We start from the raw sequence: 21,184 nt of genomic DNA, 5'->3' as shown, positions 1-21,184 counted from the left end.
CCACCGCCCGTGGGTAGGGCCGCCCGCGCCCGATCGCGGGTATGGGCATCCGCCAACCCCAATACACGCCGCTCCGGCTCGCGTCGCAACGCGGCGACGGGCCCGCGCCGGCCCTACAATGCGCCGCGCCCGCCGACCGTCGTCAGCCGAGGAAGACGTTGGTGCGCTGGGCGAGAAGGCGGTAGAGGGTCTGCTGGATGATCTCGCGGACCTGGTCGCTGAGGTTGAACACCAGCATCGGGTCGTCCGCCGCGCCCTCCGGGTAGCCGGAGGTCTCGATCGGCTCGCCGAACTCGATGTACCACTTCGACGGCAGCGGCACCGCACCCAGCAGCCCGAAGTGCGGGAACAGCGGCGTGACCGGGAAGTACGGCACGCCCAGCAGCCGGGCCAGCGGCTTGATGTCGGCCAGCTTCGGGTAGATCTCCTCGGCCCCCACGATGGCGCACGGCACGATCGGCACCCCGGTGCGCAGCGCCGCGGACACGAAACCGCCGCGCCCGAACCGCTGGAGCTTGTAGCGGTCCCTGAACGGCTTGCCGATGCCCTTGAATCCCTCCGGCCACACCCCCACCAGCTCGCCGGCCGTGAGCAGCCGCTCGGCGTCCGGGTTGCAGGCCAGCGTGTGCCCGGCCTTGCGCGCCAGCGGCCCGAGCACCGGGGTGCGGAAGACCAGGTCGGCGCCGAGCATCCGCAGGTGCCGCCGGGCCGGATGGTGGTCGTGCAGCGCCACCGTCGTCATCAGCGCGTCCCACGGCAGCGTCCCGGAGTGGTTGGCCACCACCAGCGCACCCCGGTCACCGGGCACGTGGTCGAGCCCGATCGCCTCGACCCGGAACCACTTCTCGTAGACGGGCCGCAGCAGCCGCAGGAACACCTCGTCGGTCAGCTCCGCGTCGAACCCGAACTCGTCGACCTGGTAGTCGCCGAGCAGGCGGCGCCGTGCGAAGGCGAGCACGTCGGCGACGGTGTCCTCCCAGCCCGGCCGTGGGTCGTCGGCGGCCGCCTCGGCGTACTCGCGGTCCGCGGCACGCAGCGGAATCACCTGCGCATCCGCCATCACACCTCCTCAGCGCAGCTTCGCCAGCAGCTTCCCGGCACGGCGTTCCAGGGCCATGACCGCCTCGGGTTCGACGACCGGGCGCAGCGAGCGGCCGCGCACGAAGTCGTCGAACGCCTGCTGCGTGGTCCACCGCGGGGTGTAGCCGAACTCCTCCCGCAGCTTCCTCGTGTCCAGCACACGGCCGAAGTTGAGGTACCGCAGCTGCTCCGGCGAGAAGTCCACCAGGCGGGCGCTACGGAACAGCTGGGTCAGTGGCAGCACGGCCATGCCGGGCATCGGCATGGCGATCCGGCCGGCCCGCCGGATGGCCTGCGAGAGCATCAGCACCCCGTCCCCGGCGACGTTGTACACGCCGGGCCGGTCGGTCAGCGCGGCGCGTTCCAACACCGCCAGCGCGTCCTCGGAGTGCAGCAGCTGCAGCCGCGCGTCGAAACCGAGGACCGTCGGCACCACCGGCAACGAGAAGTAGCGGGTCAGCAGGGCGTCGATGCGCGGGCCGATCAGGTTGCTGAACCGCAGCGTGGTGATGTCGACGTCCGGGCGGCGCCGCCCGAAACCGCGCACGTAGCCCTCGATCTCCACCGCGTCCTTGGCATACCCGGAGGACGGCAGGTCCTTGGGCTCCATGTCCTCGGTGAACACCGCAGGGTCGCGGGAACTCGCCCCGTACACCGCGCAGGTCGACCGGACCACCAGCTTGCGCACCTGCGGCGACTGCTGGCAGGCGGCCAGCAGCTGCATGGTGCCGATGACGTTCATCTCCTTCATCGTGGCCCGGCCACCGGGCCCCGAGTGGGAGTTGACCGCCGCGTGCACCACGGTGTCCACGCCCGCGTTCGCGATCACCTTGCTGATCAGCGGGCTGCGGATGTCGGCGCGGACGAACTCGGTGCGGCCCATCCGGCGCATCAGGTCGCGGGCGGGCTGTGCGGTGTCCACCCCGAGGACGCGTTCGACCGCCGGGTTGGCGGCGAGGCGCGCGGCGAGGTGGCCGCCGAGGAAGCGGCTGACACCCGTCACCAGCACGACCTTCGGACCCAATGCTCACCCCCGCGCGGCTACCGCCTGCGATGCTACCGCCGCGGCACCCGGTCACCGGGTTGCCGGAGCGGGTCCGGACGGACGTCGGATGCGCAGGGCGCGCACTCGAAAAACAACCGCCGCCGACCCGAGGCGGTCGACGGCGGCAGCTGGGTCACTTGCCCAACTTGCGGCGCTGAACGCGGGTCTTGCGGAGCAGCTTGCGGTGCTTCTTCTTGGACATGCGCTTGCGGCGCTTCTTGATGACCGAGCCCATGCGGACTCCTTCACTCTTGACGGCAGTACGAACGTCTTCCGCACCGGTGCAGCCGCTCGAGCGCACCAGGCACGACCGACCCGAAACTCTACCGGGCCTGGTCCGCGACCCTTCCGCCGTGGTCCTCGAAACGGTCCGCGCCTGCGCGAACGCCGTCCGATCGGGCCCCGTCACGAGCCCGGCCGGACGGCGACGCACCACCTCGCCTCCCGACGTCGCCACGCCCTCAACCCGCGCTGTAGTAGGCGCTCTCCAGGTAGGCGTGGACGTCCTTTTCCGCTACCCGGAAGGAGCGCCCCACGCGGGCGGCGGGAAGCTCGCCCGCGTGGACGAGCCGGTAGACCGTCATCTTCGACACCCGCATCAGCTTGGCGACCTCGGCGACGGTGAGGAACCGCACCTGACCCATGCTCGGGGGTGCCTGTTGACTGGGTTCGGAGTTGGCAGACATGCTTCACCGTGCCCTTCGGCACATGCGCGCCGTCGGCTTCCCCTCCGACGGCAAACCCCGACGCACGTGCTCTATCGAGAGTAGCGGGACACGTGGGATGCCTGCGATGGCCGAACTACCCGGCCTTGCGGTGAGTGTTTTTCCTGGTTGTACCGGGAGAAAGCACTCACTCCTCGTGCGCCCGACCCAGCTCGACGGAGCGGTCGCGGGCGGCCTCGATGGCGTCGATGAGGGCGGCCCGCACGCCGTGCTTCTCCAGCTCCCGGATGCCCGCGATGGTGGTGCCCGCCGGGGAGGTGACCGCCTCGCGCAGCATCACCGGGTGCCCGCCACCCTCGCGCAGCATGGCCGCGGCGCCCACCGCGGACTGCACGATGAGGTCGGCGGCCGTGGCGCGCGGGATGCCGAGCAGAATCCCGGCGTCGATCATGGCCTCGACGAGGTAGAAGAAGTACGCCGGGCCGGAACCGGACAGTGCGGTGACCGCGTCCTGCTGGCTCTCGGGTACCCGCACCACCTTGCCGACGCTGCCCAGTAGCTCCTCGACGAGATCCAGGTGCGCGTCCTCGGCATGCGCCCCGCCGGAGATGGCGCTCATCGCCTCGCCGACCAGCATCGGAGTGTTGGGCATGACGCGGACCACGGCGGTGCCCTCGGGAAGGCGGCGTTCGAACAGCTTGGTGGGCAGGCCGGCGCACAGCGACACCACGAGCTTGCCGGCCGGCAGGTTCGGCGCCATCTCGTCCAGCAGCGGTTCGATGTCCTGCGGTTTGACCGCGACGACGATGACGTCGGCCCGCTGCACCGCGGTGGCGACGTCGACGTGCGTGATGCCGTAGGTCTTGGTCAGGTCGGCGGCCCGTGTCGCGAACCGTTCGGTGAACAGCAGGTCGGCCGGGGCGCGACCGGCCTTCAACAGGCCCGACAGCAGGGACTCCCCGATCTTTCCGGCTCCGAGTACCGCGATCGTCGTCATGCCGCTCAGGGTGCCAGAACACGCTGCGCAACCCCCGGTGTGCCCAACGCGGCACACGGTGCCGTGAACCCTCCCGCGACTCGATCTCAGCCGCTAGTGTGGCTGCCATCACAGCGCCAGCCACGGCCGAGCGAACTCCGGCGCGCATGAGCGAGAAGACCGAAGGAGCTCTGATCCCCCATGTTCAGCACCATGCAGGACGGCCCGCTGTCGATCGCCCGCATTCTGCGGCACGGTACCGGACCGCACGGCGGCGCCGAGGTCGTCACGTGGACCGGCGAGGGTGCGCGGCGCACCAGCTACGCGGAGATCGGCCGCCGCACGGCACAGCTGGCGCACGCGCTGCGGGGCCTCGGGGTCACCGGCGACGAGCGGGTCGCCACGTTCATGTGGAACAACTCCGAGCACCTCGAGGCGTACTTCGCGGTGCCGTCGATGGGCGCCGTGCTGCACACGCTCAACATCCGGTTGTTCCCCGAGCAGCTGGTCTACGTCGCCAACCACGCCGAGGACCAGGTGGTGCTGGTCGACGGGACGCTGCTGCCGCTGTTCGGCAAGCTTCTGCCGGAGCTCGGGACGGTGCGGCACGTGGTCGTCGTGGGCGGAGACAAGGCCGCCCTACAAGCCCCGGCCGGGGTGGAGGTGCACTCCTACGAGGAGCTGCTGGCGGGGCAGCCGACCGAGTTCGACTGGCCGGAGTTCGACGAGCGGTCCGCGGCCGCGATGTGCTACACGTCCGGCACCACCGGCAACCCGAAGGGCGTGGTGTACTCGCACCGGTCGGTCTATCTGCACTCGATGCAGGTGTGCATGACCGACGGGATGGCGTTGTCGCAGGCCGACCGCGTCCTGGCGGTGGTGCCGATGTTCCACGCGATGTCGTGGGGCCTGCCGTACGCGGCGTTCATGGTGGGCGCGTCGATGATCATGCCGGACCGGTTCCTGCAGCCCGAGCCGCTGGTGAAGATGATCGCCGCGGAGCGGCCGACGATGGCCGCGGCGGTGCCGACGATCTGGCAGGGCGTGCTGCAGTACCTGGAGGCGAACCCGCACGACGTCTCGTCCCTGCGGGAGGTCGTGGTCGGTGGCGCGGCGTGCCCGCCGTCGCTGATGCGGACGTTCGAGGAGTCGTACGGAATCCCCGTGCTGCACGCCTGGGGCATGACCGAGACCTCGCCGCTGGGCAGCGTGGCCCGGCCGCCGGCGGGCTTGACCGGGGAGGAGCGCTGGAGGTACCGCGCCAGCCAGGGCCGTTTCCCGGCCGGGGTGCAGGCCCGGCTGGTCGGCGACGACGGCTCGGTGCTGCCGTGGGACGGCCGGAGCATCGGTGAGCTGGAGGTCCGTGGCCCATGGATCGCGGGGGCGTACTACGGCGACGACGATCCGGAGAGGTTCCACGACGGCTGGCTGCGCACCGGCGATGTCGGCTACCTCACCTCGGACGGGTTCGTGCAGCTCACCGACCGCGCCAAGGACGTGATCAAGTCGGGCGGGGAGTGGATCTCGTCGGTGGAGCTGGAGAACAGGGTGATGGAACACCCGGCGGTGGCCGAGGCGATGGTCATCGGGGTGCCGGACGAAAAGTGGTCGGAGCGGCCGCTGGTGGCGGTGGTGCTCAAGGAGGGCCACCAGGCGGACGCCGCCGAGCTGCGGGACTTCCTGTCCGGCCAGGTGGCGAAGTGGCAGCTGCCGGAGTACTGGACGTTCATCCCGGAGGCGCCGAAAACCAGCGTCGGCAAGTTCGACAAGAAGCGCCTCCGCCAGCAACACGCCGAAGGCCAGCTCACCATCACCCGCCTGACCTGACCCCCGACGCCGGCGAGAAAGGCGCGGAGACGTTCCCATGTTTGCCTGAAGTTGGGTGCTCACCCGGCCCGGTCTTGGCGTGTCGTGTGGGGGTATGGTCGACGACGAAGTCCCCCGGACAGCCTCTCTGCCCCTCGCGGGTACGTACCGGGGGTTTTGTCCTTCGCTCGGCGGAGCTCAGGGGACGAGGGCGAGTTGGCGGGCCTGACAGACCAGGCGGCCCATCGAGTCGACCACCGTGACGTCCTCATCGAACCAGCCGTTCTGGACCACCCGGCAGTCCACCGCCAGGCGCAGCCAGCCGTTCGCCGGGTTCGCCCGCAGCAGCGCCGTGAGCTGCACCGTCGGCGCCCAGCCGAACCGGCCCAGGTTCACCGTCACCGGCATCGTCAGGTCCCCGGCCACCAGCCCGAACAGCAGGTCCGGCTGCGCCTCCCGCGGCTTGACCCACAGCCGCAGCCGCGGCGCCCCGGTGCCCCCGGTGAGGAACTCCGCGGTGCCCGGGTCCAGCCGCATGTCGCAGACCTGCGCGAGCGCGAAGAACTTCCGCGCCTCGGTGGCCGCGAGGTCGACGGCGTTCGGCGGCGGGTTCACCGGCATGTCCGGCAGCTGTGACCAGACCGCGTCGCCCTCCGGCACCGTGCCGAGGCTCAGCGTGGCGTCCACGCACACCTCGCCGCGCTGCTCCAGCAGGGCGCGGGCCGCGGTGACCGTCCTGCCCGTCTTGAGCACCTCGGTGCGGATGAGCACCGGGCCGACGCGCGGCGCCCGCAGGAAGTGCGCGCTGACCGACAGCGGTGCCAACCCGGTCACGTCGCCCAACGCACGCGCCAGCAGCGCCAGCAGGTAGCCGCCGTGCGGCTTGTCACCGACGACCCATTCCGGGTGGAGGTTGGCGACGAAGGTGCCGTCGCCCAGCGAGCGCACCGAAGTGGCCGCTGCGAAGGGATCCAGGACCTCGGTCACGTGCGGTCCAGCGGGTGGAAGCACTCGGCGGCCGATCCGCGCAACGGGTTCATGGTCACGATTCTAGTGACCCGGACAGAAGTTGATCATCGGGTGTGGCCCTGTTGATCACCCCGCCCGCAGCGGCGCCAGGTGCAACCGCGCGAACAGCAGCGCCTCGGCCAGCAGCGCCGCGCGTTGCTGCGGGTTGCGGGCCTTGCGGGTGTTGACCTCCAGCACCACCGAACCCCGGAACCCGTCGGCGGCCAGCGCCTCGCACACCTCGGCGCACGGCTGGTTGCCCTGGCCGGGGATCAGGTGCTCGTCGCGCGACGCCCCGGTCCCGTCGGCGAGATGCACGTGCGCCAAACCGTCCTTCATGCGCTTGAGCAGCTCGATGGCGTCCATGTGCGCGGCCGCCGCGTGTGAGATGTCCAGTGTGTAGTTGCGGTAGCCGACCTCGGTCGGGTCCGGCGACGGTGTGAACGCCGACAGCCCGCTGCTGCGGCCGCCGCGCAGCCGGTTCAGGGTGCTCGGCGGGCGCAGCGGGAACATGTTCTCCACGGCCACCGCGATCCCGCTGGTCTCCTCCAGCTCGGCGACGAGCTCGCCGAACCGCTCCGCGTAGCGGCGCTGCCAGCGGAACGGCGGGTGCACCACGACCGTCGACGCGCCGAGCTCGCTGGCCACCACCACCGCCCGGCGCAGCCGCTCCTCCGGCTCCGGCGACCACACCCGCTGCGTGATCAGCAGGCACGGCGCGTGGATCGCCAGGATCGGCACCCCGTGCCGCTCGGAGAGCCGGTGCAGCGCGGCCACGTCCTGGCTGACCGCGTCCGCCCACACCATCACCTCGACGCCGTCGAAACCCAGGTCGGCGGCCATCTCGAACGCGGCGCGCGCCGGCTGCGGCCACACGGACGCGCTGGACAGCCCGACGGGGATGCGTTCCGGGACGTCCTCGTGCGGCGGTGGTTGCACTGTCATGTCCTGCCCAGCATGACCGAGGGTTCACGGGATGGGTCGGCTAGTGGCTGATCAGCAACAGCGTCGCGGGCGACACCGTGCAGAACAGGCCGACGAGCACAGCCAGCAGGATCGTCTGCAGATCGTTGGTGCGCAAGAACTTCCACGCGATGAGCACCAGGCAGCCGGTGATCACCAGCGCGGCCGCCAGCGCGGCGAACGCGTTGAAGGCCCACAACCAGCGGAACCCGAACCAGACCAGCCCGCCGCCGACCAGCCCGGCGACACCCTGCAGGGCGACCGTGCCCCACTCCTTGCGGGCGGAGGGCTGTTCCTCTTCCTTGTCGGCGCGGTAGTCGTCCGCGTCCAGGCCCGCGGGCAGCTCCGGGTCGTAGTCGTCGTCCTCGGCGTAGTCGGTTTCGGGCTCGTCATAGGACTCGAAGTCGTACGGATCGTCGGGCTCGGCCTTCTCCTCCGACTGCTGCGGCGGCGCCGACGGGTAGGTCAGCACGGCCGTGCCCTCGACGTCATCCGCGGCCGGTGCCGGTTCCTCGACCCGCGGCAGCTGCTCGGTCACGCCCTCCGCCTGCGGCGGCGCCGGTTCGGGGCGGCGCAGCGCGGGCTGCTGGATGGTGGCCTCGACGTCGTCCTCCGGCGGGACCGCGGGAGCCAACGGCACCGCCTTGTCCTTGCCCGCGGAGGCGAACCGCTGCGCCCAGTAGCTGGCTTTCCCGGCCGCCGCAGGCGGTTCCGCAGGTGGCGCGGGCGGTGGCTCCGGAGCCGGTGGCGGCTCGGGCGTGGGAGCCTCCTTCGCCGCGGCCTGCGCAGGCGCGGCGGGTGGCTGGGCCGCTGGTGGTGGCGCTGCCTGCCCGGCGGGTGGTGTGCCCGCGCGCCGACCGCGGCGCTGCGGAGGTTCGGCGTCCGGCTGCACCGCACGCAGCTGGCCGCTGTCCGACAGCACCCGATCGATGATCGCCTGCGGTGCGGTCTCGCTCGGGTCATCGGCGCGCCGCCGCCGTCGCCGGGTACTCCGCTGGGTGCTGCCGCCGTACTCGGCGAGCAGCTCCGCCACGGTGCGCTGGGTGGGCTGATCGGCCCCCTTGTCCCGACTCATCGCTCCCACCGTGCCCCGTGCTCGATCTTCCGTCCAGTACCACCCGTCGGCCCCGTCTTCGGGCGCTCCAGCGCGGCCCGGGCCTGGATGGCAGTGTGGCTGTCCCCGTTCGTGTGGTCCAGCCGCCGCAGAATCATCCCTTCCCGCAACGCCCAGGGACAGATGTCGAGTTCCTCGAGCCCCAGGGCGCGCATGGCCGCCTCCGCCACCAGGGCACCGCCCACCAGCTGGTGGGCTCGCGCGCTGCTCACCCCGTCGAGGGTGGCCAGGTCGGCGGCGGACATGCGGGTGATGAACGTGATCAGCTGCCGCAGCCCGGTCTTGGTGAGGGTGCGCGGCACCCGCGGCCCGGCCGAGGCCGGCGCCGCACCGGCCAGCCGGGCCAGCGAGCGGAACGTCTTCGAGGTGGCCACCGCGCGGTCCGGTCGGCTCAGCTTCCGGAAGCGCTTCGCGGTGGGGGCCAGCTGGCCCTGCAGCCATTCGCGCACCTTTTTCACCTCGTCCTGCCGCGGCGGGTCGTGCAGCATGGTGCGCGCCATCCGGCCCGCGCCCAGCGGCAGCGACACCGCCAGGTCGGGTTGTTCGTCGATGCCGATCGCCATCTCCAGCGAGCCGCCGCCGATGTCCAGCAGCAGCAGGTTGCCCGCCGACCACCCGTACCAGCGGCGCGCGGCCAGGAAGGTGAACCGGGCTTCGTCCTCGCCGGGCAGCACGTCCAGCGCGATGCCGGTCTCCTCGCGCACCCGATCGAGCACCTCGGCGGCGTTGTGCGCGTCCCGGATCGCCGAGGTGGCGAAGGCCATCAGCTCCTCACAGCCGGCGGCGATCGCCGACTCCTGGGCCTGCGCGACGGTGCGGATGAGTTCGTCGGTGTCCTCGTCGGTGAGCCGACCGTCGTGCCGGCCGATCCGCTCGGCGAGCCGCAGCACGGTCTTCTCCGATGTCATCGGGGTCGGGTGGGCACCACGGTGCGCGTCCACCACGAGGAGGTGGACGGTGTTGGAACCGACGTCGAGCACGCCCAGGCGCATGACCGACAAATTACCGGCTGCGCACGCGGTGAGGGGCGAGGTGGGGGCGACAACTCGGCCGCCGGTCCACCCCGCCCCGCCCGCGCACCTGCGTAACCGCGGTCGAGGTGCCCTCCATCACGCGGTCAACATCACGCTTCGAACTTGTATCCAAGGCCACGGACCGTGATCAGGTAGCGCGGGTCCGCGGGGTTCGGTTCCAGCTTCGACCGCAGCCGCTTGACGTGCACGTCGAGGGTCTTGGTGTCGCCGACGTAGTCCGCGCCCCACACCCGGTCGATGAGCTGCCCGCGGGTGAGCACCCGGCCGACGTTGCGCAGCAGGTACTCCAGCAGGTCGAACTCCTTCAACGGCAGGTTGACCTCCTGGCCGTCCACGGTCACCACGTGCCGCTCCACGTCCATCCGTACCGGCCCCGCGGTCAGCACCTGCGGCTGCTGGTCCTCGGCCTCGCCGCGCCGCCGCAGCACCGCGCGCACCCGGGCGATCAGCTCGCGCGCCGAGTACGGCTTGGTGACGTAGTCGTCAGCGCCGAGCTCCAGTCCCACGACCTTGTCGATCTCGCTGTCCCGGGCGGTCACCATGATCACCGGGACCGAGGAGCGCTGCCGCAGCTGCTTGCACACGTCGGTACCGCTCATCCCGGGCAGCATCAGATCGAGCAGCACGATGTCCGCGCCGTTGCGGTCGAACTCGTCCAACGCCTCCGGGCCGTTGCTGGCCACCGCGGCCGTGAAGCCCTCCTTGCGCAGCAGGAAGGCGAGGGGGTCGGCGAAGGACTCCTCGTCCTCCACGATCAGCACCCTGGTCACCGGACTCCTCCCGTTTCGACGGTTGTGACCCCGTCCGCACTCTCGGTCGTGGACCGGGTCGGCAGCGCCGCCCGGTCCGGCTCACCGGCCGGTTGGCCGTCGGTCTTGCCCACGCCGTGCCTGGGCACCCGGAGCGTGAAGGTGGATCCGGTCCCCGGCCGGCTCCACAGCCTGACCTCGCCGCCGTGGTTGGCGGCGACGTGCTTGACGATCGCCAGACCCAGGCCGGTGCCGCCGGTGGCGCGCGAGCGGGCCGGGTCGACGCGGAAGAACCGCTCGAAGACGCGTTCGTGGTACTCGGGTGGAATGCCGATGCCACGGTCGGTGACCGCGATCTCCACGAAGTCACCGGACAGGCGGCGGCTGATGGACACCGGGCTGCCCGGCGGCGAGTAGGACACGGCGTTGTCGATGAGGTTGCTCAACGCGGTGACCAGCAGCGTCCGGTCGCCGTCGAGCAGGTAGCCGGAGGGTTCGTCGACGGCGATCTCGATACCGGCGGACTCGGCTGCGAGGCGGCAGCGGCCCAGTGCCTCCTCCACGACGGCGTCGACGTCGACGGTGGTCAGCTCGGGCAGCGGATCGGCGCCCTGCAGTCGCGACAGCGCGATCAGCTCGGAGACGAGGGTGCCCAGCCGGGTGGACTCGTGCAGGATCTTGGTGGAGAACCGCCGGACCTCTTCGGGGTCGTCGGCGGCGTCGAGGACCGCCTCGGCGAGCAGCGCGAGCGCCCCGACGGGGGTCTTGAGCTCGTGGCTGACGTTGGCGACGAAGTCGCGGCGGGTGGCCTCCAGGCGGACCGAGTCGGACTCGTCGGCGGCGTCGACGACGGTGAAGCCGTCGCCAAGCGGCCGGACCTCGCCGAGCACCGCGGCCGGGCCGCGGCCGCGCAGCGCGGTGCGGGTGAGCGGCGACAGGTCCACGGGAACCGGTTCCCCGCTGGTCAGCGCCTGTTCGGCGGCCTTGCGGGCGCGCGGGTCGGCCTGGTGGTCGCGGATGAGGCCGAGTTCGACGGCACGCGGGTTGTGCAGTACCACGTCGCCGAACCTGTTGAGCAGCACCACGCCGTTCGCGCTGGTGTGCACCTGCCGTTGGAGCAGCTCTGCGACGGTGGGTCCGGCAGGGGTGGCGCGGCCGTAGCGCCCGGACCCCCGCGCGAGAAGGAAGCCGCCGGCCGCGCCGACGAGCAGCGCGACGATGATCAGGGCGTAGCCCAATGCGGTCACGCCAGCATCGTAAGCGGGTCGGGGTGGGCGAAGGCCAGTCTACGAGGGCGTTCCGTGATACCCGTGACACGAAATGGGGGGCTTTTTCACCTGGCCTTCATCCCCTGCTCGGAACGGGTTCACGTACCGCCGGGTCGGTGGGTCGCGCTCCGTTGCGACCTCTCGCCACCCGTGAGTGACGAAGGAAGGGCGCCTCCGACTGCTCGGTCGGAGGCGCCCTTCCCGCGGAACGGATCTCGCCGGGGTCAGCGGCCCTGGTTGGCGACCGCGGCGGCGGCCGTCGCGGCGGCCTCCGGGTCGAGGTAGGTCCCGCCCGGGTTGGTCGGCCTGAAGTTCTCGTCGAGGTCGTAGCGCAGCGGGATGCCGGTGGGGATGTTCAGCCCGGCGATATCGCTGTCGGAGATCCCGTCGAGGTGCTTGACCAGCGCGCGCAGCGAGTTGCCGTGCGCGGCCACCAGCACGGTGCGGCCCGCCCGCAGGTCCGGGACGATCGCCGACTCCCAGTACGGCAGCAGCCGGGCCACCACGTCCTTGAGGCACTCGGTGCGCGGCAGGGCGTCGCCGAGGTCGGCGTAGCGCGGGTCGGAGTCCTGGCTGAACTCGCTGCCCGGCTCGATCTCCGGCGGCGGGGTGTCGTAGGAGCGGCGCCAGAGCATGAACTGCTCCTCGCCGTAGGTTTCCAGCGTCTGCTTCTTGTTCTTGCCCTGCAGCGCGCCGTAGTGGCGCTCGTTCAGCCGCCAGTCGCGCCGCACCGGGATCCAGTGCCGGTCCGCGACGTCGAGGGCGATGTTGGCCGTGGAGATGGCCCGACGCAGCAGCGAGGTGTGCAGCACGTCCGGCAGCAGGCCGGCCTCGCGCAGCAGCTCACCGCCTCGCCTGGCCTCGGCCTCGCCCTTCTCCGACAGCGGGACGTCCACCCAGCCGGTGAACAGGTTCTCGGCGTTCCACGTGCTCTCGCCGTGCCGCAGCAGCACCAGGGTCGCAGTCATAAGCCCAGGCTATAGAGCTCACCGGGAACGTTCGCCCAGGAGGTTGCGCGCACCACAGTCTCCACTCCGCTGCCGACCGCCCGGTTCCGCTGCGTGACCCCCCGTCGCCTAGTCCAGCGTCGCTTCGAGCTCGATGGTGGTGCCGGTCAGGGCCGCCGACACCGGGCAGATCTCCTTGGCCCGCTGCGCCGTTCGCTGGAAGACCTCCGGGTCGATCCCCGGTACCTTCGCCCGCACGGTGAGGGTGATGCCGGTGATGGCGAAGCCTTCGCCGCGCGGTCCGAACCCGACCTGGGCGCTGGTGTCGATGGACTCCGGCGGGGTGCCACCGGCGGTGAGCAGCCCGGCGAGCTGCATCGAGAAGCACGCCGAGTGCGCGGCGGCGATCAGTTCCTCGGGGCTGGTGCGCCCGGCCGGGTCCTCGGCGCGGGACGCCCAGGTGACCGGGAAACGGCCGACGTGGGACGAGTCCAGAGTGACGGTGCCGGAGCCGGACCTGAGGTCCCCGGTCCACTGCGTGGTGGCATTGCGATCGGTCATCTCGCCGCTCCTCGTCGGGGTGCGCGGAGGCGCTCCGCCCCCGCCGAAAACCACCCTCGCGCACTGCGCGGCGACCCGCAGGTTCGGTTGTGCGGTTCACCCGACAGTTATGCGATCACCGCAGGTCCGTGACACGAAAGTGGCGGCGGTCACCTTCGTTGGCAAAACGACGGCTGATTGACTTCTTTGCGTTACGTTCTTGTTTGAATATCACACGAATGGAGTAATGTGGCGGTCTTGTGGCGGCTGCAGGACTCTGCGAAGTTGACAACGCTCTCCCTTGATCGGCTCCCACGCACTCCCCGATCACGTGAGAGCGCGAGCGCGGTTCGTCTCCCCCATCGGGCCGCGCCCCGCCGGGCCTCGGGTGCCCCCCGCCCACCGGCCCGTCAGGCGGGACCCTCACGCGGGGCGGCTCGTGCTCGTGACTCCCCCTCTCTCCCGAGCCGCCCCGCGCGGTCTCCGCGTGAGTCCGTGGTCCGAGTCGGCGGAACCGTGCTCAGCTCGTGGGGCGGCGCAGGGCGGCGCGGCGGCGGACCAGGAGCCAGGTCGCGGCTGCCGGGGCCGCCAGGGTGGCCGCGAAGGGCAGGACGGCGCCGAGGGCCGTCAGGAGGAAGGCGCCGGTCGCGCTCAGGGCCCGCCAGCCGCCGGACAGACCCGCCAGGAAGCCGGTGTCCTCGTCCGGGGCAGTGCTCGGGCGGTCCAGGCTCACCGTGAGCGTGGCCATCTCGACCTGGCCGGACAGGGCCGCCCTGCGGCGCTCCAGGGCGTCCAGCTCGGTTTCCCGCGACGTCAGCTCGCTCTCGATCGACACGATCTCGTCGACCGTGGTCGCCCGCTGCATCAGCTCGCGCAGACGCTGCACGCTCGCGCGCTGGGACTCGATGCGACTGCCGGTGTCGACGAGCTGGTCGGTGACGTCCTCGGCGCGGACGTCGCGCGAGGTGACCCGCCCGAGCTGGGAGATCTCGACCAGAACCTGGTCCAGCTTGCCGGCTGGGACGCGCGCCACGAGCGTCGTGCTCGCGGCGCGGCTGTTCACCTGCTGCAGGAAGCCGCCCGCGGCGACGCTCACCCGGCGCACCGCGTCCTCGGCCGCCGCCACGTCGTCGACCTCGATGTCGACGTCCGCGGTGCGGACCACCTGGCGAGGCGCAAGCGGGCCCGGCTTGGTCGTGCTCTGCGCGGTGTCGCCGCTCTCGCTCGGCGCCACCGCGTGCGAATCGGTGGTCAGGTCGGCGCCGTTCTGCTCAGCCGAGGAACAGCCCACCAGCGCACCGAGCGCCATGAGTACCACCAGCGGCCACCGCAACCGGCCCATCTCGTTCTCCTCCGTCGTCGGGTACACGGCGAGGACGGAGCCGGACGATCTTCCGGTTGCACCGCCGTTCAGGGCTGGTCGTGCAGCGGCCGCACGGGGCCGTCGCGCTCCACCAGCTGCCGGAAGGGCTGCAGGTTCGCCAGCGACTCGCCGCGTGCCTCGCGCCAGCCCCATTCGCGGCGGATGGCGGTGGCGAAGCCGAGTTCCAGCAGGGTGTTGAAGTCGCCGTCGGCGGCCTCCAGGACCTGGCCGAGCACCCGGTCCAGTTCCTCGGGCGTCACCGCGTGCAGCCCGATGCGGCCGACGAGGTAGATGTCGCCGTTGCGGTCCAGGGTGTAGTGCACCCCGTAGAGCTTTGCGTTGCGGCGCAACAGGAACCGGTACACGTCCTGGTGCGCCTCGTCGGGCTGGCGGCACACGAACGCCTCCACCACGAGGGCGTGTTCGGCGACGATCAGCCAGCAGTTGGTCTGCAACTTCTTGCTGCCCGGCAACGTCACGAAGAACCGGCCGGGGCCCCTGACCGCGTAGTCCAGCCCGTTGGCGTCCAATGTGGACTTTATGGTCGCGTCGAGGGTCACGCGGTCACCTCCTGGATCCGCAGCTGCGCATGGAAGGCCATCTTCGCCTGCGCATACGCGTCCAGCAGCAGTTCGGTGGTGCGGCGCCAGGAGAAGCGGGCGGCGTGCGCGGTGGTGCCCGCGGCGAGCCGGGCCCGCCGATCCGGGTGCAGCACGAGCGAGGCCAGCGCGTCCGCCCACTGCTCGGTGCCGTGCCCGTCGACCAGCAGCCCCGAAACCCCGTCGTGGACCGCGACCGGCAGGCCGCCGACGGCGGCGGCCACCACCGGCGTCCCGCACGCCTGCGCCTCCAGCGCGACGAGCCCGAAGGACTCGTTGTGGCTCGGCACCGTCACGACGTCGGCGGCCCGGTAGACGTCGGCCAGCGCGTTGCCGCTGCGCGGCGGCAGGAACCGCACGACGTCGGTGATGTCCAGCGCGGCGGCGAGGTCCTGCAGCGCCCGGGGCCGCTCCAGTCCGCTGCCCGACGGTCCGCCGACCACCAGCACCGCGAGGCGCTCGCGGACCCGCGGGTGGCGCGCGAGCAGCGCCGCGGTGGCGCGCAGCAGCACGTCGGGGGCCTTCAGCGGTTGGATGCGGCCGACGAAGGCGAGCACCACGGCGTCCGGCGGCAGGCCCAGCGCGGTGCGCGCGGCCCGGCGGTCGCCCGGGGTGAACAGGTCGAGGTCGACGCCGGGCGGGATCGTCGCCACCGCGTCCGGGTCGGCGTCGTAGCGGTTGATCAGGTCCGCAGCCTCGAACTCGGTGTTGGCCACCAGCCGGTCGGCCTCGGCCACGACCTGCTCCTCACCCAGCACGCGGACCATCGGCTCGGGCGTGTCCCCGGCGGCCAGGTTGGCGTTCTTGACCTTGGCGAGGGTGTGCGCGGTGTGCACCAGCGGCACGCCCCAACGCTCCCGGGCCAGCCAGCCGACCTTGCCGGACAGCCAGTAGTGAGAGTGCACGATGTCGTAGTAGCCGGGCTCGTGGCGGGCCTCGACGCGCAGCGCCCCGGCGGCGAAGGCGCACAGCTGCGAGGGCAGGTCGTTCTTGTCCAGCCCCTCGAACGGGCCCGCGAGCACGTTGCGGACCAGCACCCCGGGGGCGAGTTCCGCGATGGGCGGGATGTCGGAGGACGTGGCGCGGGTGAAGATCTCGACCTCGGTGCCGAACTCGGCGAGCAGCCGGGCGGTCTGCGCGACGTAGACGTTCATGCCCCCGGCATCGCCGGTGCCGGGCTGTTCCAGCGGGGAGGTGTGCAGGGAGAAGACGGCGGCGCGGCGTGGCCGCATGCGTAAGGTCCTGGAGGTCATCTGCTGCCCATCACATGCCGGTCGGCCCGAGCTCTTCGGACACACGTCAACCCCGACACCCGCCGCCGCGGAAACATTCCCGCAACGTTCCGCAACACCGCGGGGCCACCGACCGACGCTACCGCCCCTCCGGCGGAAAACTGGCCGCATCAACGACACCAGGTGGCGCTCCTCACACCGGCACGAACGCACCGCAAGCATCAGGCCACGGAGCGCAACAAGGAAGGGCACCCCGGCCGGGATGCCCTCCTTGGGCGGCGGTGTGGGTCAGATCGCGGACTTCGCCTTCCACTGGTCCCAGGTGAGCAGCCAGTCGTAGACGTCGTACTGCGGCGGCATGCTGCTGGCCGAGCCGGTGACCTCCACCGGATCGCCGATCAGGGCGCTGTCGTAGTACTCCTTGGCGTCGGCCGCGCTCAGGTTGATGCAGCCGTGCGAGTTGTTGACCTTGCCCAGGGCGGCGGCGTTCTCCTGGTTCTCGTGGATGAACTCGCCGTGGTTGGAGAACCGCGCCGCCCACGTCTTGCGCACGTCGTGGTAGCCGTAGCGGGGGTTGTCCATGATCTCGACCGGCTTTTTCTCCATGATGATGAACGTGCCGTTCGGCGTGTTGCGGCCCGGGTCGTACTCCTCGCCGTAGCTGGCGGCGTAGTTCGCGACCTCCCTGCCGTCGCGGATCACCACCATCCGGTGGGTGCCCACCGCCGCCTTGACGATCTGGGCGCGGCCGATGTCGAACTCGGTGCTCAGGTCGGCCAGGCCGTAGGAGCCGCCACCGTAGGCCAGGCCGTAGAGCTTGGCGAGGACGCTCACGTGCGTGTGCGCCGGCCAGTACTCCTTCGGCCGCCAGTCCACCTGCCTGTCCGACAGCCACGCCCAGGCGCCCTCCACCGGCACCGACGTCCGCACCGTCAGCGCGCGCTGGATGGCCGCCTTGTCCTGCACCGGCTTGTCGAACTTGATGCTGATCGGCATCGCGATACCGACCACGGCGTTGTCGGTCGGGTTGATGGTGGCGCGGATGGTCTGCTTCGGCTTCAGCGTGGTGAAGCTGCCCCGCACCGGCACCAGCTTGCCGTCGTCACTGATCGCCTGCCCGGACCAGGTGTAGGTCTTGCCGTAGCCGAGCGCCTCGGTGGCCCGCCAGCTGCGCCCGTCCGGGGACAGCTCGCCGGCGACCTGCTTGCCGTCGGCGTTGGTCAGCGCGACGGAGGTGAACCTGCCGCGGTCCACGGTGGCCCTGACGGGCGCGGCCGGGTTCACCTCGGCGGCGCCGTCGCCCGGTTCGAAGGCGACCTTCGCCTCGGTGGGTTTCGGGGAATCCGGCGGGGGCGAACCGCAACCCGAGATCAGCAGCACGGCCGCCAACACTCCCGCCAGCGCAGTCCACCACAGCCGCAGCCTGGAACCACTCACTTCCCGAACCTCGATCCCTTTCCGCACAGTTGATCCGGGTCCGTCCTCTTTGCCGGAAAATGCTCGGATGGCCGCCGAAACGTGGCCCTCATATCCACAAAGACGTCCGGCCCCCCGAAAAGATGTCCCGATCCCTAGTGTGTCCGGTCACATCGATCGGGTGACGCCCCACCCCTGCCCGAACCGGTCCCCATCGACCACGGGCGACGTGGTCGGATGGACACGGAAACTGCTCATCTCGCGGAGGGATCGAAGACGTGAGCACGAGTTCTGCGACCGCGGTCGTCACCGGGGCGAGTTCCGGCATCGGCGCGGCCACCGCCCGCCGGCTGGCCGCCGAGGGGTTCCACGTGGTGCTGGGCGCTCGGCGGGTCGACCGGCTGACCGAGATCGCCGCGGAGATCGGCGGCACCGCACTGCCTCTGGACGTCACCGACCCGGCCTCGGTCGAGGAGTTCACCGCGCAGGTGCCGGAGTGCCGCGTGCTGGTCAACAACGCCGGCGGGGCCAAGGGCCTGGCCAAGGTGGTCGACGCCGTGGAGGACGACTGGCGCTGGATGTGGGAGACCAACGTGCTGGGCACGCTGCGGGTCACCAAGGCGCTGCTGCCGCGGCTGATCGCCTCCGGCGACGGGCACGTGGTGACGGTGACCTCGGTCGCCGCCTTCGAGGTGTACGACAACGGCGCCGGGTACACCTCCGCCAAGCATGCGGAGGCGGCGCTGCACCAGACGCTGCGTGGCGAGCACCTGGGCGAGCCGGTGCGGTTCACCGAGATCGCGCCCGGCGCGGTGGAAACGGAGTTCTCCGAGGTCCGCTTCGGCGGCGACAAGGAGCGCGCCGCCGCCGTCTACCGTGGCTACACCCCGCTGACCGCCGACGACATCGCGGACGTGATCGCCTTCGCGGTCACCCGCCCCGCGCACGTGAACCTCGACCACATCGTCGTGCGGCCCCGGGCCCAGCACTCCGCCGGCCGGTTCCACCGGGTTGAGTGACAGCCGGAGCGAATCCCGGAAGGACGCCGCCTGGCGGGACAGCCCCGGCGCCGCATGCGCAGGGGCGAAAGCCGGGCGGCGTCCGGGGTTGCGCCAGGCGCCCCCGACGACACCTCGTCAGACGCGGACGCGTTGCGGTTCGGTGCACAGTTCGACGTCGAGCTCGGCGAGGACGTCCGCCACCGGGCTGGCGAAGCCGACCGCGCCGCCGCAGGCGCCCGCCACCACCAGCCCGAGCACCCGGCCGCCCGGGTCGAGCACGGCCGCCCCGGCGTCCCCGGGCCCGCAGAACCGCAGGTCGGTGGCGACGATGCGGATCTGCTCCCGCAGCACCCGGACCCCGAGGGCCTCACCGTGGTCGATCCGCACGGTCGCGTCCACGGAGGTCACGACGCCGTGCGTCACGCCGGTGCCGAAGCCGTTCTTGCGGATCCGCTCACCCGGGTAGGCCGTGCCGTGCCCGGTCACGGGTCCGATGCCGTCGATCGTGCTGGACGTCTCCAGGCCCGGCGCGATCGCCACCGCCGCCGCGTCGACCCGCCCGGACAGCGCCGCCCGCGCCAGGTCGCCGTGCACCCGGCCGCCCTCCGGGTCGACCATCCGGTCGCCGACCGCCCACGCGTCGTCCAGGCACGCCACGTCGAACGTGGTCAGGCCCATCATCGACGCGGTCGGCGCGGCGCCGGTGACGAGCGCGCCGAGCGTCCCGACCCGCCGGTACTGCCCGGCCTGGTCGACCGCCGGCGGCGCCAGGTGCACCGTCCGGTACGGCGCGATACCGCTGCCACCGCGCACCGCGGCGGCACGTTCCTCGCGACGTTGGCGCGGCGCCAGCGGCTCGTTGCGTCCGCAGTGGATGTGCTGGAGGACCGGCTCCTCCTCCACGACGTCGGTCGGGATGCCGAAGACGTCGCCGGGTATCCGCGTGCCCGGCCCCAACTGTCCCAAGGGCTTCTTGCGCACGACTGACACCACGATGACTTGCTGCCCGGTTCGGCGTCCGGCACGGTGTTTCTCGCCGATGTCGACAGCGGTCACCCCGGGTAGGTCCAGGAGCTGGTCCTCGACCGCCCGTTTGATCGGGCGGATGACCGCTCGATCCCTCAATTCCCTGATGCTCAGCATGGTGGCCCCCTCCACCTACACCATTTAACACTCAGGGTTACGCCACAGTCACGAAGAGTCACCCTTACGGCCGTTCGGCTCTTCGGCTGCTACAGCGAACAGTCCACCAACACCGGCTCGGGTGCCAGCGAAACACCGAAGGCCAGGCGTACTCCGTCCCGAACTTCACGCGCTAGAAGTAGCAGGTCGCGGGTCGTCGCGGCGCCGCGGTTGGTGAGCGCGAGGGTGTGCTTGGTGGACAGCCGCACCCGCCCGCCGGGCCCCGGGTGACCCTTGGCGAACCCGGCACGCTCGATGAGCCACGCCGCGGACAGCTTCGTCGCTCCGTCCGCCGCCGGGTACTGCGGCACCCGCTGGTCGGGCCCGACCCTGGCGGCGATGCGCTCCAGCACGCCCGGCAGCTCGTCGGCCGGAACGATGGGGTTGGTGAAGAACGAGCCGGCGCTCCAGGTGTCGTGGTCGTCGGGGTCGAGGACCATGCCCTTGCCGCGCCGCAGCGCCAGTACCGCCTCGCGCGCGCTGCCGACGTCCACAGTGCCGCCCGGCTCGACGTCGAGTGCCCGGGCGAGCTCGGCGTAGCGGATGGGCGCGGAGCGGCCGTCGTCGCGCAGCAGGAACCTGGCGCGCAGCACGACCGCGGAGTCGTTGTGCTTGAGCACGCTGGTGCGGTAGCCCAGCCCGAGGTCCTCGGCGGGGACCGTACGCACCCGGCCGGTGGCGCGGTCCAGCAGGTCCACCGAGACCAGCACCTCCGACACCTCGACGCCGTAGGCGCCGACGTTCTGCACCGGGGTGGCGCCGGTGAGGCCGGGGATGCCGGACAGGCACTCGAGCCCGCCCAGTCCCTGCCGGACCGTGTCGGCCACCACCTCGTCCCAGTCCTCACCGGCCTCCGCGGTGAGCTGCACCAGGCCGTCGCCGACGCTGTCGTACTGGCGGCCCTTGGTGGCCACGCGCACGACGTGCCCGGCGAACCCCTCGTCGGCGATCACCACGTTCGAGCCACCGCCGAGCACCAGCAGCCGATGCCCGCCCTCGTCGGCCGCGCGCACCGCGGCGGTGAGCTCGTCGGGCTGCCGGGCGACCACCACGCCGGTCGCCGGTCCACCCAGCCGTAGCGTGGTGTAGCCCGCGAGCGGCAGGTCACCACCGGCGTGTTCGCCCGGCAACGGTGTGTCGCCGCGCATCTCTTCGGCACCGGACTTGGAGGGGTTCACGGTTGCCAAAGGTAACCT

Annotated in this window: 21 protein-coding genes; 2 read left to right on the top strand and 19 right to left on the bottom strand. The window is 71.5% G+C overall.

Features of this window, described 5'->3' with window-relative positions:
• Positions 1-142: 142 nt before the first annotated feature.
• The 5 genes from IEY17_RS16195 to proC form a co-directional block, all read right to left on the bottom strand.
• Positions 143-1,060, bottom strand: coding sequence for a lysophospholipid acyltransferase family protein (locus tag IEY17_RS16195; protein WP_188988561.1), 918 nt, complete (start codon positions 1,058-1,060; stop codon positions 143-145).
• Positions 1,061-1,069: 9 nt separating this feature from the next.
• Positions 1,070-2,104, bottom strand: coding sequence for an NAD-dependent epimerase/dehydratase family protein (locus IEY17_RS16190; RefSeq protein WP_188988559.1), 1,035 nt, complete (start codon positions 2,102-2,104; stop codon positions 1,070-1,072).
• 154 nt (positions 2,105-2,258) lie between these two features.
• Positions 2,259-2,360, bottom strand: a complete 102-nt coding sequence (locus IEY17_RS16185) for a 30S ribosomal protein bS22 (protein WP_010241351.1) — start codon at positions 2,358-2,360, stop codon at positions 2,259-2,261.
• Between the two features lie 226 nt (positions 2,361-2,586).
• Positions 2,587-2,811 carry a helix-turn-helix domain-containing protein gene (locus tag IEY17_RS16180; protein WP_188988557.1) on the bottom strand — a complete coding sequence of 75 codons (225 nt, stop codon included), beginning with the start codon at positions 2,809-2,811 and terminating at the stop codon, positions 2,587-2,589.
• Positions 2,812-2,977: 166 nt separating this feature from the next.
• Entirely contained in the window at positions 2,978-3,787 is an 810-nt protein-coding gene (proC, locus tag IEY17_RS16175) for a pyrroline-5-carboxylate reductase (protein ID WP_188988555.1), read from the bottom strand.
• Positions 3,788-3,967: 180 nt separating this feature from the next.
• Between proC and IEY17_RS16170 the strand changes: the two genes are divergently transcribed.
• On the top strand, positions 3,968-5,593 hold the full coding sequence (locus IEY17_RS16170; RefSeq protein WP_188988553.1) for a long-chain fatty acid--CoA ligase: 1,626 nt from the start codon (positions 3,968-3,970) through the stop codon (positions 5,591-5,593).
• 177 nt (positions 5,594-5,770) lie between these two features.
• Here the strand turns inward: IEY17_RS16170 and IEY17_RS16165 are convergent, their stop codons facing one another.
• From IEY17_RS16165 to IEY17_RS16110, 12 genes are all read right to left on the bottom strand, one after another.
• On the bottom strand, positions 5,771-6,559 hold the full coding sequence (locus IEY17_RS16165) for an acyl-CoA thioesterase (protein WP_188988551.1): 789 nt from the start codon (positions 6,557-6,559) through the stop codon (positions 5,771-5,773).
• Between the two features lie 108 nt (positions 6,560-6,667).
• Positions 6,668-7,525 (bottom strand): sugar phosphate isomerase/epimerase family protein, encoded by an 858-nt coding sequence (locus IEY17_RS16160; protein ID WP_188988550.1) that lies wholly within the window; start codon positions 7,523-7,525, stop codon positions 6,668-6,670.
• 40 nt (positions 7,526-7,565) lie between these two features.
• A complete protein-coding gene (locus IEY17_RS16155) occupies positions 7,566-8,618 on the bottom strand; it encodes a hypothetical protein (RefSeq protein WP_188988548.1) in 1,053 nt (350 codons plus the stop codon).
• Positions 8,615-9,649 (bottom strand): Ppx/GppA family phosphatase, encoded by a 1,035-nt coding sequence (locus IEY17_RS16150; RefSeq protein WP_188988546.1) that lies wholly within the window; start codon positions 9,647-9,649, stop codon positions 8,615-8,617. The genes IEY17_RS16155 and IEY17_RS16150 overlap by 4 nt, the downstream gene beginning before the upstream one ends.
• 131 nt (positions 9,650-9,780) lie before the next feature.
• Positions 9,781-10,461: a response regulator transcription factor gene (locus IEY17_RS16145; protein WP_188988544.1), complete on the bottom strand. Its 681-nt coding sequence runs from the start codon at positions 10,459-10,461 to the stop codon at positions 9,781-9,783.
• Positions 10,458-11,687, bottom strand: a complete 1,230-nt coding sequence (locus tag IEY17_RS16140) for a sensor histidine kinase (protein WP_188988542.1) — start codon at positions 11,685-11,687, stop codon at positions 10,458-10,460. Before IEY17_RS16140 ends, IEY17_RS16145 begins: the two co-directional genes overlap by 4 nt.
• Positions 11,688-11,932: 245 nt before the next feature.
• Positions 11,933-12,676, bottom strand: a complete 744-nt coding sequence (locus IEY17_RS16135) for a phosphoglyceromutase (RefSeq protein WP_188988540.1) — start codon at positions 12,674-12,676, stop codon at positions 11,933-11,935.
• Between the two features lie 108 nt (positions 12,677-12,784).
• Entirely contained in the window at positions 12,785-13,216 is a 432-nt protein-coding gene (locus tag IEY17_RS16130) for an OsmC family protein (RefSeq protein WP_188988538.1), read from the bottom strand.
• A 499-nt stretch (positions 13,217-13,715) separates the two neighbouring features.
• Positions 13,716-14,564, bottom strand: a complete 849-nt coding sequence (locus IEY17_RS16125; protein ID WP_229680220.1) for a DUF4349 domain-containing protein — start codon at positions 14,562-14,564, stop codon at positions 13,716-13,718.
• A 41-nt stretch (positions 14,565-14,605) separates the two neighbouring features.
• The gene (locus tag IEY17_RS16120; protein ID WP_188988536.1) at positions 14,606-15,118 is read right to left on the bottom strand and encodes a type III secretion system chaperone family protein; all 513 of its coding nucleotides are present in this window, start codon (positions 15,116-15,118) and stop codon (positions 14,606-14,608) included.
• Positions 15,115-16,410, bottom strand: coding sequence for a D-inositol-3-phosphate glycosyltransferase (gene mshA, locus IEY17_RS16115; protein WP_373289892.1), 1,296 nt, complete (start codon positions 16,408-16,410; stop codon positions 15,115-15,117). Before mshA ends, IEY17_RS16120 begins: the two co-directional genes overlap by 4 nt.
• A 267-nt stretch (positions 16,411-16,677) precedes the next feature.
• On the bottom strand, positions 16,678-17,826 hold the full coding sequence (locus IEY17_RS16110) for a L,D-transpeptidase (RefSeq protein WP_188988532.1): 1,149 nt from the start codon (positions 17,824-17,826) through the stop codon (positions 16,678-16,680).
• Positions 17,827-18,083: 257 nt separating this feature from the next.
• On the opposite strand from IEY17_RS16110, the gene IEY17_RS16105 reads away from it, so the two are divergent.
• Complete coding sequence (locus tag IEY17_RS16105; protein WP_188988530.1) at positions 18,084-18,824, top strand: SDR family NAD(P)-dependent oxidoreductase; 741 nt, start codon at positions 18,084-18,086, stop codon at positions 18,822-18,824.
• Positions 18,825-18,941: 117 nt separating this feature from the next.
• Here IEY17_RS16105 and IEY17_RS16100 read toward each other — a convergent pair whose 3' ends face one another.
• Both IEY17_RS16100 and IEY17_RS16095 read right to left on the bottom strand, forming a co-directional pair.
• On the bottom strand, positions 18,942-19,931 hold the full coding sequence (locus IEY17_RS16100) for a S1 family peptidase (RefSeq protein WP_229680218.1): 990 nt from the start codon (positions 19,929-19,931) through the stop codon (positions 18,942-18,944).
• A gap of 107 nt (positions 19,932-20,038) precedes the next feature.
• The gene (locus tag IEY17_RS16095) at positions 20,039-21,136 is read right to left on the bottom strand and encodes a UDP-N-acetylmuramate dehydrogenase (protein ID WP_229680231.1); all 1,098 of its coding nucleotides are present in this window, start codon (positions 21,134-21,136) and stop codon (positions 20,039-20,041) included.
• Positions 21,137-21,184: the final 48 nt, after the last annotated feature.

Origin of the sequence: Saccharopolyspora thermophila (assembly GCF_014646075.1) — a bacterium.
Classification (GTDB): domain Bacteria; phylum Actinomycetota; class Actinomycetes; order Mycobacteriales; family Pseudonocardiaceae; genus Saccharopolyspora; species Saccharopolyspora thermophila.
Note: the sequence above shows the minus strand (reverse complement) of the source record. Positions and strands in the feature narration are given on the sequence as shown.

Coding starts and splice junctions, on each gene's coding strand:
- IEY17_RS16195 (WP_188988561.1), bottom strand. CDS start 1,060: ATGGCGGATGCGCAGGTGATTCCGCTGCGTGCCGCGGACCGCGAGTAC.
- IEY17_RS16185 (WP_010241351.1), bottom strand. CDS start 2,360: ATGGGCTCGGTCATCAAGAAGCGCCGCAAGCGCATGTCCAAGAAGAAG.
- IEY17_RS16180 (WP_188988557.1), bottom strand. CDS start 2,811: ATGTCTGCCAACTCCGAACCCAGTCAACAGGCACCCCCGAGCATGGGT.
- proC (WP_188988555.1), bottom strand. CDS start 3,787: ATGACGACGATCGCGGTACTCGGAGCCGGAAAGATCGGGGAGTCCCTG.
- IEY17_RS16170 (WP_188988553.1), top strand. CDS start 3,968: ATGTTCAGCACCATGCAGGACGGCCCGCTGTCGATCGCCCGCATTCTG.
- IEY17_RS16160 (WP_188988550.1), bottom strand. CDS start 7,525: ATGACAGTGCAACCACCGCCGCACGAGGACGTCCCGGAACGCATCCCC.
- IEY17_RS16155 (WP_188988548.1), bottom strand. CDS start 8,618: ATGAGTCGGGACAAGGGGGCCGATCAGCCCACCCAGCGCACCGTGGCG.
- IEY17_RS16150 (WP_188988546.1), bottom strand. CDS start 9,649: ATGCGCCTGGGCGTGCTCGACGTCGGTTCCAACACCGTCCACCTCCTC.
- IEY17_RS16135 (WP_188988540.1), bottom strand. CDS start 12,676: ATGACTGCGACCCTGGTGCTGCTGCGGCACGGCGAGAGCACGTGGAAC.
- IEY17_RS16130 (WP_188988538.1), bottom strand. CDS start 13,216: ATGACCGATCGCAATGCCACCACGCAGTGGACCGGGGACCTCAGGTCC.
- mshA (WP_373289892.1), bottom strand. CDS start 16,410: ATGACCTCCAGGACCTTACGCATGCGGCCACGCCGCGCCGCCGTCTTC.
- IEY17_RS16095 (WP_229680231.1), bottom strand. CDS start 21,136: ATGCGCGGCGACACACCGTTGCCGGGCGAACACGCCGGTGGTGACCTG.